This window comes from Cellulomonas sp. P1_C4 (genome assembly GCF_056406355.1).
Genome location: NZ_JBFUAI010000005.1, coordinates 143,913 through 159,095, shown reverse-complemented (window position 1 = coordinate 159,095; position 15,183 = coordinate 143,913). Strand labels below are relative to the sequence as shown.

The following is a 15,183-nucleotide window of genomic DNA, read 5'->3' as shown; positions in this document are numbered from 1 at the left end:
GCGTGAAGTGGATCTCCGCAACGACCAACGCCGGCGAAGCGAGCGCCTCGATTGGTTCGATGGCCCGCCGCCTCGAAGGGCGCATGAGCGACCTCTCTGCGGTGATCCCGCCTGACGGCGGGCTACGCAAGGGCGACCTCCTAGCCGCACTCGCACCGGAAACGCTCGGTGAACCGATGTCCGCTCCGGGCAACCATGCTTTCGCCGGTGTGCTCGACCTTGTCTCGCCGTCGGGCATGGCGATCAGCGTGCAGACCGGTCGAGCCAAGACCAACAACGAGGCGATCCTCGCGGTTCTCGCCGGCGCCTCCCACCCGGGTGTCCGATGGGTCGCGCTGATTTTGCCGGAACGCTACAAGGGCTCCAGCACCGCGCCAGCAGTCGAACGCGACGTTCAAGCACTCATTGGGAGCTCGGGAGTATCGCTCGATCTCACCGGGATCCTCGTCCTTGTGTATCCCGACCCGGCCACGGGACGAGCGCCCGCGTCAGCCCGAGCCCGCGCATCCGACGGTCGCAATCAAGTCGATCAGCGCCGGTTGGTCGAGCCCATTGCCACGGCGGCGGGTCCCAGACGTACAAACGAAAGGTCGATACCCCGGCCGCTCGACCACGACGGTCCGGAATGGCGGCGCGCGTCGGCCATCCTTGAAAGCGAGCCATTCCGGCGTCAGAACGCACGAGCTGGCCGGGCGGCAATGCGGCCTGACATCGTCCATGCCGTGCTCGCCCAGCTGCTCGCGGGCGGTGGACGCGCCAACCCAGCGGACCTGTCGCTAGTACCGGGTCTCGAAGGGCGAGCGTTCGATCCGACGTTTGCCTCGCTTCGGCGCTCGCTGAACATCGACGGCTATGAGGTACTCACACTCGACCCGGACCTCACGACCGTAAGGCTCGACTATGGGCTGCTGCGTGACCAGTTCGGAGTCAATCCGTCATAGGCGACCGCTCCGGCGGGGGGCGCCCCAGGCCGGTTGCTGCCCGTCAGTCGGCGTCCGGCGAAGCACGAGAAGGTGCCGTGCCTCGTCTGGTACCAGCGACAACGGCTGTTGCCTTTGGTGCCAGAGGTGTCATGGCCTCTTCTTGCCCTCGTCGAGCGCACGTTCCGGTCAGGACGCTGACCTCGTGTGACTGCGGGTTCGCCCCTGTGATCGATCGTCTGGCGACCTCTGCGGGCGATATCTCTCCCGATCGCCGACTCATCACTCGGGTGTGGCGACCCGCTGGACCCGACGCCACGACGTCGCCGCGTGGATCGCCCTGCGAAGCCGGCGGCAACTCGCTCGCCAGGTCGACGGCCGGTGAGGTCGAGTGCGGGTTTCGAGCACGCGCTCGACGCCAGGCCTAGCACACAACGAGCTGACAACCGCGCTTGTCACGTAATGCAAGACGAGTAGGGCCGCCAAGTCGCGCAGCAGGCCGTCGGGCAGGCGCCCTGGCAAACGGTGAGCCCGGGGCTCGCTGCCTTCGGGGGGGCGGGGGTCTGAGCCCCGCTTGAGTGACCGTGCGTGTTACGCACCTTCTGGCGCACTTACTCCCAGAGCGATCGATCGGCTGAGCCGATCGCCGGGTTCGACGACGCGAAGAGGGGAGGCGCCGTGGGCAGCCAGAGCCGCGCGCGGCGGGAACGGGCGCTGGCTCGCGCGAGCACGACGGGCTCGCCCGAGCAGCGCGGAGCTGCGTTCGGTCTCGTGGCCGTCGACCGACTCCAGAGCATTCGCAACAACGATTGGCTCAACGATCTGACGGCCGAGACCTACGGCGCGGCCCACGTTCCCGACGAGCGGACCGCAGGAGCTGCAGCAGAAGCTAGCCCGATTACTGAGCTCCCAAGGCGACGCGCGTCCGGATTCGGACTCCAAAACGGACGCGCACGCGCGTACTCACCGCGGTTGCCCTACGGCCGAGCGGAACTCATCGGCCTCGTCGCGCGGCGACGTCGAGCGCGCCGAGCCCTCCAACGGATCGACTCCGCGATCGGTTTCGAGGTGGATCGAGCTCGGACATCGGGCATGAGCTGGGACGAGATCGGCGAGCTGTTGGGGATCACCCGGCAGGGAGCGCGCCAGCGGTACGGAGCTCGCGTCGTCCACAGCGATGACGGAACAAGAGCGATTTCCACAGATTGGGCCGCAGCCCGCCATTCGGCCGCTGATTGGGGCATGCCTTGAGTGATCCGAGGAGGGAGGCAGTCGCAGAGCTTCGAGTACAAGACCGTGACGCCCGAGGAGATCGCCGAGATGCTCGGGGCGTCGCCGTACTGGGTCCGCGAGCAGGCCCGACGCGGCCGCGTGCCGCACCTGCGCTTCGGAAGGGGCAGGATCCGGTTCCTTCCCGAGCACGTCGACGCGCTCGTGAAGCTGGTGACGGTGGAGGGTCGCTCACCTGACGAGGAGGCTCCAGAAGCTGCGTCAGTCGACCTAGGAGCGCTCGGCGCGACCGTGAAGTCGATTCGGGCGCACCAGCGTCGGCCGCACGTTCAGGGCGACGCCCAGCTCTACTGAGGTCCGGACGAACCGACAGTCGCCGTCGTTGGCCGTCATGCTCCAGTCGGCACATTCGCATGCGCGGACTGCCGCGTGTGCCGGCCGGGGCGCAGAACCGCCTCAACGCGGGCGAAATCCGTGATGCGCCGACCGGGCAGTGCTCGAAGCCGGTCGACCAGATTCTCGCCCTGCACGATCCCGACGCCATCGACCGTCTTGCCGCCGTTGCTCACGTCACCCCACCAGACGATCACCGGTTGCACCCACACCCTGTGCCCGCAGCGTCGCTCGATCTGCTGGCTCAAGGCGGCGGCCTCAGCCCGCGCGCGGCGGACCTTGGAGTCGATTGACATCGTGATGTCGTCGTCGTACTTGTGCCGACCAACCAGTCGTCCGTCGTCGAGCTGCTCCAGCCGGTAGCCCGACGACTTGGAGTTCAAGCAGAAGACGCCGGCCGGGCCGAGCACGACATGGTCGAAGTTGGCGGAGCCGTTGGCGAGGTCGTGGAGGACCACCCAGCCTTCACGCTCTAGGGTCTGGAGGCGTTTCGCGGTCTGCTCCTCGCCCCACGCTCCTTCCTCCCAGCTCGCGATAGAGATGGGCGGCGACTGACGAAGCGCGATCAAGGTGGCGACGAGCGCTCCGGCAAATGCGCCGGAGATCCAGGTCTGGTCGCCGGGGAACAGATCCATGACCAGGGTGAAGACGATCCACAACGCGAGGGCTACGACCGTCGCGATGATCCAGACCTTGCGGTGACGGCGCAGCCACGCGCGCCTCAGCGCGGTGTACTTTCGTCGCGCACGAGAACCGGCCCGCCGGCGGCTCCGACGAATCTCGTTCTGGCGCGCGATGAAGGTGAGCACGCAAGTTCATCGGCGCCAGTCATCGCCGACCTGAGCTTCCAGGCAGGCTCCGAGGCACCCGGATTGTCACGCGACTCGATGATCGTTCTCCGCTGGCGAGAACGACGGCTCGGCGTGCACGGCTTTCATCGGAACTGCCGGATCTGCGCCTTCTCGACTGCATCCCTGACCGCGTCGGGAAGCGGCACCACTCGCAGCTCTACGCCGAGGTCACGGATGGCATACCCCTGCCACGAGCGGCCGTCGAGGTGCGAATGAGCTCTGGGATCTGTGAGGCAGAGGATCAGCCGAGGCGCGATTGGGAGGCTCTGTGCAATCCAGTGCAGCTTGACGGCATCGTTCATGAGCTTGTACTTCTGCGCGACCTTCGCGGGGCCTTGGTGGGCCCAGCACTCGACCAGGATGGTGAGGTCGGCAGAGACCCCATCGATCTGGACGAACGCGCCGCTCGGATGCGCAATGCGCCCGGGATTGAGCTCGGCGCCCAGCTCCGCACCAAGGGCGGCGAGCATGAAGAGCTCCGCGTCTCGCTGCTCCCGCGAATCGCCTGGCAGCGGCGCGATCTCAGCGGGCGCCAAAACCTGCATTGAGCCATCAGTCGACCGGTGCGCCACGCCATCTCGCAGTGCGTTTTCGATCCGGCCGTCAGAACCCACCGTTCGCGTGATCACCCCTTCGGCGGCGAGCACCCTGCAGACCTGGTTCACCGTCTGGCGGGGCTGAATGCGTGCCCGGCGTGCAATCTCATCGTCATTCAGCGGCTGGGCAGCGTGCCTGAGCACGTCGATGACTGCCTCACGATTGCTCATCTGTGGCACTGCCCACGACTCCCCGAACTCGCCACACCCAGGAACTGGGCCGGATCGCGCCGACGGATTCAACGTAGCGCTGCCCGCATTCGTCGGTAGCCGGGACAGCGCGAATCAGCTCGCTGTGATCAATCTGTCTATCGATCCTCGTCATACTCATCGCCCTTCGCGACCCCGAGCGTGAGTCCTGAGAGCGTCCGCCCCGCAGCGGCAGCGGCTGCCGCTTGCTGATCGGGCAGCAAGTGGGAGTACGTCTCGGTGGTCGTGGTGATCGACTCGTGCCCAAGCCGACGCTGAAGCACGAACAGGTCGATGCCGGCCGCGATCATCCACGACGCGTGCGTGTGTCGGAGGTCGTGCACACGAGGTCGCTTCGTGAGCCGCGGGGCAGTGGGGTCCGGCGTCCCGTCGGCGAGCACAGGCGCGGTCGCGGCGTCGAGGGCCGGCGTCCAGGTCTGGGTCCAGAAGCGCGACGATGACAACTGCGACCCAACCGTGTTGGTGAAGACCAAGTCCCCCGGCGCCTTGTCCGCAACTAGCGGACGGAGCACGTCGACCAGTTCGTCAGGCAATGCGACCGTCCGTCGCGCGCGCCGCGTCTTCGGTGGCCCGACGTACCAGCGCCCCTGCGCGTCCCGCTTCCACGCCTTCGTCACGCGCAGCGTCGGCGGGGTCGCGATCAGGTCGAGATCGCTCACAGTGAGCGCGGTCGCCTCGCCCCATCGCAACCCCGTCGCCACCAACGTCACAACGAGCGGCTGGTAGAACGGCGACACCTTCGACAGCAGCAGCGCGAACTCGTTACGCGTCAGCACCGTCATCTCGTCGTGAGTCGCCCGAGACTTCGGCAGCTCGACGCCGGCGCACGGGTTGTCCTCGCGGTACCCGAGCCGCACAGCCGTCGTCATCGCAGCCGAGAACAGGCCGTGCACGTTCGAGATCGTCTTGGGCGCCAGTCCCTTCTCGTCCATCTCCCGCACCCACCCGGCGATGTGCCGGTACGTGAGTGCAGCGACCGGATACGGCCCAAGCGAAGGACTGATGTGCGCCTCGAGCTGCCCCCGATAGTGCTTGCGGGTATCTGGCCCGACCGACGTCAGCAGATCGATGTGCTCGGAGATCACGTCATCGACGCAAGGCCCGGTCTTGCGAATTCCCTCAGCGATCCGGGCCGCCTCGAGCGCGTGACCGCCGGCCGCCTCGATCAGCTGACGGGCAACCGTTGCGTCGCGGAGATCGTCATAAGTGAGCGAGGTCTGGCGTCCGGTATCCGGGTCGCGCCACAATACGGCGAAGGCCCTCGTGCCATCGCTGCGTCGGCGCTCACGGATGCTCGCCACAGACACGAAAATAGCCATCCGTGTCAACGAATGGCTACTTCTGGTCAACAAGACCAGCGTTTCCGCAGGTCAGTGTTGTGGAGGTGGCGGGAATCGAACCCGCGTCCGGTGACGCAGTACCAGGGATTCTCCGGGTGCAGCCTGCTGTGATTTTCTCGGCCCCCACAATCCCACAGGCAAGTTGTGGACGGGCTCAGTCAGCTAAAAGTCCCGGCAACCCCACTGACGAGGATTACCAGCAGTGGCTCTCTAGATGACGCTGGTTACTGAGTCGAGAGCGTACTCAGGCCAACGGACTTCGGGACTCGCTCAGGCGGCGAGGGCGAAGTCGGTGCGGTTTGTATTGGCACCTATGGTTTTGCACGGAGCGTTGACGAGATAACCGTGCGTCCTCGACCCGCTTCTCCTGGTTCGACGATCACCGTCGAAACCGATCACCCCCATGTTCAGTTTTCAAGCACCGGCCGAACCGAAGCACTGCCGGTCCCACCAGCCTACCTCGCAACGGCAGGCTGGTCGGCCTCATTCCCGGTCAGTCGGCGGGTCCGGCGATGAGGGTGACCGTGGCCGAGCCGGCGGAGCCGTCCGAAGAAGTCCAGGTCAGCGCCACCGAGTCGCCGGGAGCGAACTGGGCGAGTGCGGCGGACAACGAGGCGGCGGAGGAGACTGCAGCGCCGTTCACCGACGTGATCGTGTCGCCGGCCGCGAGGCCTGCGGACGCAGCCGGGGTGCCGTCGAGCACGCCCGCCACGACCGCGCCCTGGTAGCCGTCGGCCAGGGAGACCCCGAGGAACGCCGGGTAGCCGATGGTGACCGTGTCGGACGCGGCACCCGAGTCGATCTGGTGGGCGATGACCAGCGCGTCCTCGATGGTGATGGCGTACGCGACCGTCGTCACCTGGCTGTTCGAGGAGGCGGCGGTCGTCATGCCGACGACCTCGCCTTCCGAGTCGAGCAGCGGGCCGCCCGAGTCGCCGGGGACGACGGCGGCGGAGAACTCGATGAGACCGCTCAGGGTCTCGGACGAGGAGCCGTCCGACGACGCCGTCATCGACTGGTCCGTCGCCACGACCGATCCGACGGCGGCCAGCAGGTCGCCGCCGCCCTCCGCGTTGCCGACCGCAGTGACCGCGTCGCCGGTGACCACGCCGTTGTCGTTGTCGAGGGCGACCGTGTCCAGCCCGGACGCGCCCTGGAGCTGCAGGAGTGCGACGTCGTGGGTGGCGTCGGTGCCCAGCACGGTTGCCGTGTAGATCTCCCCCGTCGACTCGATCGTCACCTGGATCGCCGTCGAGCCGTCGATCACGTGGTTGTTGGTGAGCACCAGGCCGTCCGACGTGAGCACCATGCCCGTGCCGGCGGCCGCCGCGTGCTGGTAGCCGAGCGTCGTGTTGATGGTGACGACGCCGACCTGCTGGTCTGCGCTCGCCGCGGTGGCGGCGGCCTGGGTGGTGTCGGGGACGGTCTGCGTGCCCGGGTCGGTGCCGAAGGACGACGAGGGCGGGTCGATCGTCGGCGGGACGAACGAGGCGCCCTGGGCGCTCGTCGTGGTGCTGTCGTCTGTGGTCGACGCGTGGGCCGCCACGACTGCCCCGGCCGTGACCCCGCCGGCCAGGAGACCGAGGGCGAGCGCGCCGCCTGCCGCGCCGATCGCCAGGCCGCGCCGCACGGTCGGCTTGGCGGCGGTTGCGACGGAGGCGGGATGCGGGTCCGTCGGGTTGGCCGCCGGCAGGGCCGGGTGCGCGCTCGTCGATGGGAACTCGTCGCCACCCGCGGCGGTCTCGTTGCGCTGCTGCTCGTCCATGGTCCTGCCCTCCTCGGCGGCACCCGGGGTGGTGCCGACAAGGATCAGGTAACTCGGGCGAACCGGGAGATCGCTGGTATCGACCCGTGCGCGACCTGTGGAACGTCAGCCGGCGGCGAGGACGTCCGACAACGAGTACGAGACCGGCTCCTCGAGCTGCGCGTAGGTGCACGAGTCAGCAGAGCGGTCCGGGCGCCAGCGACGGAACTGCGCGGTGTGCCGGAAGCGATCGCCCTCCATGTGGTCGTACGCGACCTCGACCACCAGCGACGGCTGCAGCGGCACGAACGAGAGGTCCTTCCCCGCGGACCACCGGCTCCCCGCCGCCTCGCGAGGCGTGCGGGCGGCGGCCGAGTAGTCCCACGGGTGCCCCTCCAGCGGCACCACCAGGGGCGCCAGCTCCGTCACCAGCTCGCGCCGCCGCGCCATCGGGAACGACGCCGCGACGCCCACGGAGGCCAGCACGCCGTCGTCGTTGTACAGCCCCAGCAGCAACGACCCGACGGCGTCGTCCCCGGACTTGTGCGGGCGGTAGCCGGCGACCACGCAGTCGGCGGTGCGCTCGTGCTTGATCTTCTGCATGGTCCGCTTGCCGGGCTCATAGAGGCCCGCGGGGTCCTTCGCGACGATGCCGTCGAGACCCGCGCCCTCGAACTGCGAGAACCACTGCGTGGCGAGGTCCAACGAGTCCGTCTGCGCGGTGACCGAGATCGGGCCGCCGGGCTTCACCAACGACGAGAGCACCTCACGCCGCGAGGAGAACGGCAACCCCGTGAGGTCGTCGTCCCCCAGAGCCAGCACGTCGAAGAGCACCAGCCGCGCGGGCGTCTCGACCGACAGCAGCCGGACCCGCGATTCCGCGGGGTGCACCCGCTGCAGCAGCGCTTCGAAGTCGAGGCCGCTGTGCGACGACGACGGCACGATGATCTCGCCGTCGACGACGCACCGCTCCGGGAGAAACGACAGGACGGCGGAGACGATCTCCGGGAAGTACCGCTGCATCGGCTTGGTGTTCCGGGAGCCGATCTCCACGGAGTCCCCGTCGCGGAAGACGATGGCCCGGAAGCCGTCCCACTTCGGTTCGTACAGCTTGCCCGCGGGTATGGAAGGCACCGACTTGGCGAGCATGGGGTCCACGGGCGGCATCACCGGCAGCGTCATACGAGAAGTCTTACCAGCCCCCGCCACCACCGCCGCCGGCTCCCCCGCCAGAGAACCCGCCGGAGAAGCCGGATCCGCCGGACGAGCCGGGCGTCGGGGCGGAGATGGCCTCCGTGGCTATAGAAGAGAAGCGATCCAGCGACGACGCGAACGCGGTCGCCCAGAAGATGTTCTGGCCCGGGTAGTAGCCGCCTACGTACCAGCCGGGCTGCGCGACCGCGCGGCCCTGCGCGGCGAGCTCGGAGAACACGCGCGCCCACCGGTCGGCCAGCCCGAATACGATCGCGTAGGGCAGGTACCGGCTGAAGATGTCCTCGCCCTCCTCAAAGCGAAGCTGGTTCGCCTCGGCCGTCGCGAGGTACCGCCGGAAGCCCAGCGACTGCGCGAGCACCGCGGTGCCGTCCTCGGTGCGGGCGGGGGCGGCGTTGCCGAGCAGCGCGACCAGGGCGCCGACGACCGCGATCGCGATCGGCACCAGCGCGATCCCCGTGACGGAGACGCCGGACGCGAAGGCGAACAGCGCCAGGCCGACGCCGATCACGACGAGCACGATGCCGGCCGCGCGCCACGCGGCGCGCACCGACTTCGGGTTCGACCGGAACCAGCCCTTCTCGGTGACGTGCGTGTAGAGACCGTCCTGCACCTGCGCCATCGACGACGCGAACGTGGTCTTGAGGTCCGACAGCTTGACCGCCGTGGCCGACGTGAAGATCTCCCGCAGCAGGGTGTCCTCGAACGGCAGCAGCGAGCCGTCGCGGTTCCTCGTCTGCACGAGGGTCCAGTCGTTGGCCTTCTTCTTCGGGTTGGACCGCGGGACCTCCTCGATCCGCAGCCAGCCGCGCACCGCGAGGTCGACCAGCGTCGCGGTCACATCGACCGGGTCGGCCTTCTCGTCGACGAGCGTGCCCACCTCCCCCGGCCGCACGCCCTCCGGCGGCTGGAACTGCACGGAGACGACTTCGCGACGGTCGCGGAAGCCCGACGCGGCACCCGGCTGGTTGTCCGCGGGTCGCAGGCCGGGCGTCAGGCCGAGGTAGGCGCGGTCGCGGCCCGTCCGTCGCACCCGCACGATCGCCAGGAGGGCGCCGCCGATGAGCACGAGCAGCGCCAGGACGCCGAGCGGCGACACCGGCTGCACGGGACCGAGCGGGTCGGGCTTGTCGACGAGGATCGGCTCGACCCCCGGGAACGTCCCGGCCGGCCACCCGGTGACCGTCGAGAACTGAGAGCCGACGGGCACGAGGTCCTGCGTGAAGGTCGACGACGAACCGTCGAACGCGACCGAGGTGCACGACGAGGTGGAGCCTTCGGGACCGGCGAAGCAGACGGCGCCCTCGACGGCGGCGGGGCCGGTGACCTCGACCGACAGGTCGCCCAGCGGGATCTCCCAGCCGGCGCCGATGACGTTCCAGTACAGCTCGTCGCCGGAGTGCTGCGCGTTAGCGGGGTTGACCAGCCCGTCGACCGTGTACTCGACGTGGTACGTCTGCACGCCGGAGACGTTGTCCACGTTCGGGTCGCCGATGCGCAGGATCAGGGCCGTGTCCGACTCCTCGCGGTTCACCTGCGCGGGAGCTCCGGTCGACGACGACGCCGAGATGTCGGTGTAGCGGAACGCGCGGTCCGACGAGTCGTCGTAGTAGACCCTCGTCGGCAAGGTCAGGAAAGGTCCGTGACCCGGCTCGTCGCCGAAGTCGAAGTCGAAGTCGAGCGCGACCTTCATGACGCCGTCCGCCGTCAGCGCGGCGGTGACGTCGTACCGCGTGATCTCCCGGCCGCTCGACTGGTCGGGGGCGGCGAGAGCAGGGACTGCGGTGAACAGGACGAGAAAGAGGGCGACGACCGACGCCCGCAGGGTCCTCACAGGTCGCGCTTCTCGCGGATCGCGCGGTTCGCCTCCAGGTTGTCCTGGCGCTCGCGCAGCGCCTGCCGCTTGTCCCACTCGCGCTTGCCGCGGGCCAGCGCGATCTCGACCTTGGCGCGCCCGTCGAGGAAGTACAGGGACAGCGGGATGATCGTCTGCCCCTTCTCGCGGGTGCGGGACTCCAGGCGGTCGATCTCGGTGCGGTGCAGCAGCAGCTTGCGCTTGCGGCGGGGCGCGTGGTTGGTCCAGGTGCCCTGCGAGTACTCGGGGATGTGCACGCCCTCGAGCCACAGCTCGTGGTTGGTCACCTCGCACCAGCCGTCCACCAGCGACGCGCGGCCCAGGCGCAGCGCCTTCACCTCGGTGCCGCTGAGCACCAGTCCGGCCTCGAACACGTCCTCGATGACGTAGTCGTGCCGAGCCTTGCGATTTGAGGCGACGAGCTTGCGCCCGCTCTCCTTGGCCACGGTGGTCGAACCTCGTTCCTGCTGCGCGAATGAAACCGGGTCGAGACTACCTGGCGCAGGCCAGCGGAATCAGAGACCGAGCAGGGGCCGCGGGTTCGTCGTCGCACCGTTGACGTAGACCTCGAAGTGCAGGTGGCAGGCCGCCGACGTGCCGGTGTTGCCCGACCGCCCGATGAGCTGCCCCTGCTCCACGTGCTGCCCGGCGCTCACCGCGAAGCTGGTCAGGTGGTTGTAGCTGGCCGACAGGGCGTTGCCGTTGACGAACCCGCTGTCGATCATCACCTGGTTGCCGAAGCCGAACCGCGTCTTGGCCCACGTCACCGTGCCGGCGCGGCCCGCGTACACCGGGGTGTTGCAGTAGGTGCGCAGGTCGATGCCGGCGTGCAGGCGGACGTAGTGCAGCGTCGGGTGCATGCGCATGCCGTACTCGGACGTCACGTAGATCGGGTTGATGCTCGACGGGTTGGAGAACAGCGCGGTGCCGATGGGCCCGGCCGCGCCGTGCGGCTTGCCCGCCGCGGCGTCGCGCGCCTTCTGCTCCGCGATCGCCGCCTGGAGCTCGGCCTGCACGGCCGCTGCCTCCGCGTCGGCCTGGGCCAGCTGCGCCTCGAGGGCGGCCCTCTGGGCGTCCAGCGCCTGCTGCTGGCTGATCTGCTGGGCGAGCAACGCGTCCAGCGCGGCCTTCGCGGCGGCCGCGGCCGTCTTCGCCGCGTCGGCCTCGACCACCTTCTGGTCGGCCGCGGCCTTGAGCTCGGTGATCTTGTCCTTCACCGCGCCGAGGCGTGCCTCCGCGTTCTTGTTCGCGGACTCGGTCGCCTTGAGGTCGTCGAGGATCTGGGCCTGCGTGCGCAGCGCCGTGGCCATGAGCCCGTAGCGCTGCACGAAGTCGGCCGTGCTCTGCGAGTCGAGGATGACGTCGACGCCCGAGACACTGCCGCCGCCCTGGTAGGCCTGCCGGGCCATCTGCCCGATGGCCGCGCGCATCGCGGTCGCGTGCTCGGCGTCCTGCGTGATCGTCGTCGAGATCGTCGCCTGCTGGTCCTGCGCGTCGACCAGCCGCGCCGCGATGATCGCGGCCTCGCGCTGCGCCTTCTCCAGCGCCGCGTTCGCCGCGTCGAGCGTCGCCTGCGCGGTGGGGATCTGCGCCTGGGTGTCCGCCAGCTGCATCGCGAGCGCCTGGATGCTCGCGTCGACGCCCTCCATCGCGGCCTCGGTGTCGTCGCGAGCCTTGGCGACGGCCGCCTTGTGCGCCTCGGCCGCCTTGCGCCGGTCGTCGATGCTGTCCGCGCTCGCCGGTGCGGCGAAGAACGCCGTCACCAGGAGCGTGAGGACGACGAGGAACGCGGGCATCCGGAGGCGGCGCATCGTCACACCCTCGTGTAGCGGCTGAGGGTGACCAAGGACGAGATCGCGGCAAGCGCGATGGCGACCACGATGAGGATCGGCGCGATGGCGAGCACGTCCGCGGTGCTGACGTACGGGATCCAGGTCACCGACTCGCCCAGCCAGTCGTCGACCAGGTAGCCGACGCCCAGCCACAGACCACCGACCGCCAGCAGCGCGCCGATGGTGGCGGCGATCGCGCCCTCGAGCATGAACGGCAGCTGGATGAACATGGTCGAGGCCCCGACCAGGCGCATGATGCCGGTCTCGCGGCGGCGGCTCAGCGCGGACAGCCGGATGGTCGTCGTGATGAGCAGGACCGCGGCCAGGAGCATGACGAGCGCGAGCCCACCGRCCAGGAGCGTCGCGCTGTTCAGCACGGTAAACAGCTTGTCGAACAGCCGCTGCTGGTCCTTGACGTCCTCGACGCCGGGCCGGCCGGAGACCACGTCCGCGACCACCTGGTACTGCTTCGGGTCGGTCAGCTTGATGCGGTAGGAGGAGTTCATGTCGTCGACGGTCGCCGCCGTCGCCCAGAACTGGTCCTTGAACTGCTTCTGGAAGGCGTCGTACGCCTGTTCCTTGGACTCCGTGTAGACGTGCTCGACGTACGGCTTGATCTCCGGCGAGTCGAGCGCGGCCTGGATGTCGGCCTTCTGGTCGTCCGTGACCTCACCGCTCGCGCACGTCGGCTCCGTGGAGTTCTGCGGGCACAGGAAGACGGAGACCTCGACCTTGTCGTACCAGTCGTCCTTCATCTTGCCGATCTGCGTCTGCAGCAGCGCGGCCGAGCCGACGAACATGAGCGACACGAAGGTCACGAGGATGACGGAGATCGTCATCGACAGGTTGCGACGAAGGCCGAGGCCGATCTCGGACAGGATGAACTGGAGGCGCATCAGCGGTCCGACCCGTAGACGCCGCGCGACTGGTCACGGACCAGCTCGCCGGTGGACAGCTCGATGACGCGCTTGCGCATCTGGTCGACGATCTCGTCGTCGTGCGTGGCCATGACCACCGTGGTGCCCGTGCGGTTGATCCGGTCGAGCAGGCGCATGATCCCCAGGGACGTGGTCGGGTCGAGGTTTCCCGTCGGCTCGTCGCACAGCAGGATGTTCGGGCGGTTGACGAACGCGCGCGCGATGGCCACGCGCTGCTGCTCGCCGCCGGACAGCTCGTGCGGGCGGCGCTTCTCCTTGCCGGCCAGGCCGACCATCTCCAGCGTGTCCGGCACGGTCGTGAGGATGTGGTGGCGCGGCTTGCCGATGACCTGCAGCGCGAACGCGACGTTCTCGAACACGGTCTTGTTGGGCAGCAGCCGGAAGTCCTGGAACACGGCGCCGATGTGGCGGCGCAGCGTCGGCACCTTCCACGACGACAGCGTGCCGAGCTCCTTGCCGGCCACGAACACGCGGCCGGCCGAGGCCCGCTCCTCCCGCAGCACCAGGCGCAGGAAGGTCGACTTGCCGGAGCCGGAGGCCCCGACGAGGAAGACGAACTCGCCCCGTTCGACATCCAGGGACACACGGTCCAGCGCCGGTCGGGCGCCGCGCGCGTAGACCTTGGTGACGTTCTCGAATCTGATCACGATGCTCGCGGGCCAGGTTCGGGGACGGACGGGGTACAGCACTGGCCTCGTCGAGAGTAGGCAGCGGACCGCACCCCTCCCGGTGGTGACACGCCGACCGTTGCCTGTGAGAACGGGACGCGCGGGCGATTGGTGCAGAATGTCGGCCCCGCTACGTTCCCGACAGCGCCTCGACCACGTCTTCCGTCCGCGCCTCGAGCGTGCCCGCCGGGTCCTCCAGCACGTCGGCGAACGCCACCTCGGCGGCCCCCACCAGCTGCGCGTCCGACCCCAGGTCCGACCGCACCAGCAGCGCCTGCTCCCGCATCGGCCCCAATGCCCGCGAGTACGCCGCCGCCAGCGTCGGCTCCATCGTCGGGTAGAGCGCGCCGAGCGTCCCGCCGAGCACGACCACGCGCGGGTTGAAGATGTTCACCAGGCTGGCCAGCCCGAGGCCCACCCACTCCCCCGTCTTGCGCACGCCGCCGATGGCGCGCCGGTTGCCGATGGCGACGTCGCTGAGCACGTCCTCGATGTCCGACTCCCGGGGGTCGCGGCCGACGGCCTTGATGATCGCGGCGTCGCCGATCTCCGCCTCCCAGCACCCGCGCGCGCCGCACGAGCACACGCGCCCGCCCGGCTTCACGACGAGGTGGCCGACCTCGCCCGCGTAGCCGCCCGCACCCTTGAGCAGCTCGCCGTCGACGACCACCCCGCCACCGACGCCGACCTCGCCGCGGACGTAGAGCACGTCCTGCTGGCCCCGCGCGGCCCCCCGCAGGTACTCCCCGACGACACCGAGGTCCCCGTCGTTGCCGACGGCGACCGGGTACTCGTGGTCCGTGGCCTCGCGCAGGAGATCCGCGAACGGCACCTCGTACCAGCCCAGCGGAGGCGAGCGGCGGACCAGCCCGTCCGGCTGCCGCACGCTGCCCGGCACCGAGACGACGAGGCCCAGGCACACCGACCCGGGCGCGGCCTTCGCCTGCATCTCCTTGGCCAGCGTCGCGATGAGCCGGACCACCGCCGGGACGTCGTGCGGCGACGTGGTGTGCAGCCGCCGCCGGACCTGCAGCATGTAGCCGCCCAGCCCGACCCGCGCGGCGCCGACGCTCGAGGGCGTCACGTCGAAGGCGAGCACGTGCGCGCTCGTGCTGACGGGCTCCACCACGTTGGACGGCCGGCCCTTGCCGGAGACGACGCCGGGTCGCTCACGCACCAGCCCGAGCTTGACCAGCTCGGACGTGAGCGACCCGACGGTCGACCTGTTGAACCCGGTGCTGGCCACCAGGTCCGACCGCGTTGCCGGACCGTGGAAGTGCAGCAGCCGGAGGACGGCCGAGAGGTTGGCCCTTCTGACGTCGTCCTGCGCAGCCGCGTCGGCGCGCCGGACCGGCGGACCAGCGCCGAGCCGCACCAGCAGCCTCCCTCAAGTT

General features: G+C 69.3%; 13 protein-coding genes and 1 other RNA gene. 2 read left to right on the top strand and 12 right to left on the bottom strand.

Annotated elements, in window-relative coordinates:
• Positions 1-2: 2 nt before the first annotated feature.
• Complete coding sequence (locus tag AC1DYZ_RS05465; RefSeq protein WP_477064185.1) at positions 3-941, top strand: hypothetical protein; 939 nt, start codon at positions 3-5, stop codon at positions 939-941.
• Positions 942-2,171: 1,230 nt separating this feature from the next.
• A complete protein-coding gene (locus AC1DYZ_RS05460; protein WP_477064184.1) occupies positions 2,172-2,504 on the top strand; it encodes a helix-turn-helix domain-containing protein in 333 nt (110 codons plus the stop codon).
• A gap of 35 nt (positions 2,505-2,539) precedes the next feature.
• Here AC1DYZ_RS05460 and AC1DYZ_RS05455 read toward each other — a convergent pair whose 3' ends face one another.
• From AC1DYZ_RS05455 to AC1DYZ_RS05400, 12 genes are all read right to left on the bottom strand, one after another.
• Positions 2,540-3,352, bottom strand: coding sequence for a nuclease-related domain-containing protein (locus tag AC1DYZ_RS05455; RefSeq protein WP_477064183.1), 813 nt, complete (start codon positions 3,350-3,352; stop codon positions 2,540-2,542).
• 125 nt (positions 3,353-3,477) lie between these two features.
• The gene (locus AC1DYZ_RS05450) at positions 3,478-4,161 is read right to left on the bottom strand and encodes a hypothetical protein (protein WP_477064182.1); all 684 of its coding nucleotides are present in this window, start codon (positions 4,159-4,161) and stop codon (positions 3,478-3,480) included.
• A gap of 137 nt (positions 4,162-4,298) precedes the next feature.
• Positions 4,299-5,519: a tyrosine-type recombinase/integrase gene (locus AC1DYZ_RS05445; protein WP_477064181.1), complete on the bottom strand. Its 1,221-nt coding sequence runs from the start codon at positions 5,517-5,519 to the stop codon at positions 4,299-4,301.
• Positions 5,520-5,576: 57 nt separating this feature from the next.
• Positions 5,577-5,943: a transfer-messenger RNA gene (gene ssrA / locus AC1DYZ_RS05440) on the bottom strand.
• A gap of 90 nt (positions 5,944-6,033) precedes the next feature.
• Positions 6,034-7,305, bottom strand: a complete 1,272-nt coding sequence (locus tag AC1DYZ_RS05435) for a S1C family serine protease (RefSeq protein ID WP_477064180.1) — start codon at positions 7,303-7,305, stop codon at positions 6,034-6,036.
• Between the two features lie 105 nt (positions 7,306-7,410).
• On the bottom strand, positions 7,411-8,466 hold the full coding sequence (locus tag AC1DYZ_RS05430) for an ATP-dependent DNA ligase (protein WP_477064179.1): 1,056 nt from the start codon (positions 8,464-8,466) through the stop codon (positions 7,411-7,413).
• Positions 8,467-8,476: 10 nt separating this feature from the next.
• Positions 8,477-10,330, bottom strand: a complete 1,854-nt coding sequence (locus tag AC1DYZ_RS05425) for a DUF2207 domain-containing protein (protein ID WP_477064178.1) — start codon at positions 10,328-10,330, stop codon at positions 8,477-8,479.
• The gene (smpB, locus tag AC1DYZ_RS05420; RefSeq protein ID WP_477064177.1) at positions 10,327-10,797 is read right to left on the bottom strand and encodes an SsrA-binding protein SmpB; all 471 of its coding nucleotides are present in this window, start codon (positions 10,795-10,797) and stop codon (positions 10,327-10,329) included. The genes AC1DYZ_RS05425 and smpB overlap by 4 nt, the downstream gene beginning before the upstream one ends.
• A gap of 69 nt (positions 10,798-10,866) precedes the next feature.
• Positions 10,867-12,162, bottom strand: coding sequence for a peptidoglycan DD-metalloendopeptidase family protein (locus AC1DYZ_RS05415; RefSeq protein WP_477064176.1), 1,296 nt, complete (start codon positions 12,160-12,162; stop codon positions 10,867-10,869).
• Positions 12,163-12,164: 2 nt separating this feature from the next.
• Positions 12,165-13,079, bottom strand: a complete 915-nt coding sequence (gene ftsX, locus AC1DYZ_RS05410) for a permease-like cell division protein FtsX (RefSeq protein WP_477064175.1) — start codon at positions 13,077-13,079, stop codon at positions 12,165-12,167.
• A complete protein-coding gene (gene ftsE / locus AC1DYZ_RS05405; protein ID WP_456823785.1) occupies positions 13,079-13,768 on the bottom strand; it encodes a cell division ATP-binding protein FtsE in 690 nt (229 codons plus the stop codon). Before ftsE ends, ftsX begins: the two co-directional genes overlap by 1 nt.
• A gap of 151 nt (positions 13,769-13,919) precedes the next feature.
• Positions 13,920-15,164, bottom strand: coding sequence for an ROK family protein (locus tag AC1DYZ_RS05400; protein ID WP_477064174.1), 1,245 nt, complete (start codon positions 15,162-15,164; stop codon positions 13,920-13,922).
• Positions 15,165-15,183: the final 19 nt, after the last annotated feature.

Coding starts and splice junctions, on each gene's coding strand:
- AC1DYZ_RS05450 (WP_477064182.1), bottom strand. CDS start 4,161: ATGAGCAATCGTGAGGCAGTCATCGACGTGCTCAGGCACGCTGCCCAG.
- AC1DYZ_RS05445 (WP_477064181.1), bottom strand. CDS start 5,519: ATGGCTATTTTCGTGTCTGTGGCGAGCATCCGTGAGCGCCGACGCAGC.
- AC1DYZ_RS05435 (WP_477064180.1), bottom strand. CDS start 7,305: ATGGACGAGCAGCAGCGCAACGAGACCGCCGCGGGTGGCGACGAGTTC.
- AC1DYZ_RS05430 (WP_477064179.1), bottom strand. CDS start 8,466: ATGACGCTGCCGGTGATGCCGCCCGTGGACCCCATGCTCGCCAAGTCG.
- AC1DYZ_RS05415 (WP_477064176.1), bottom strand. CDS start 12,162: ATGCGCCGCCTCCGGATGCCCGCGTTCCTCGTCGTCCTCACGCTCCTG.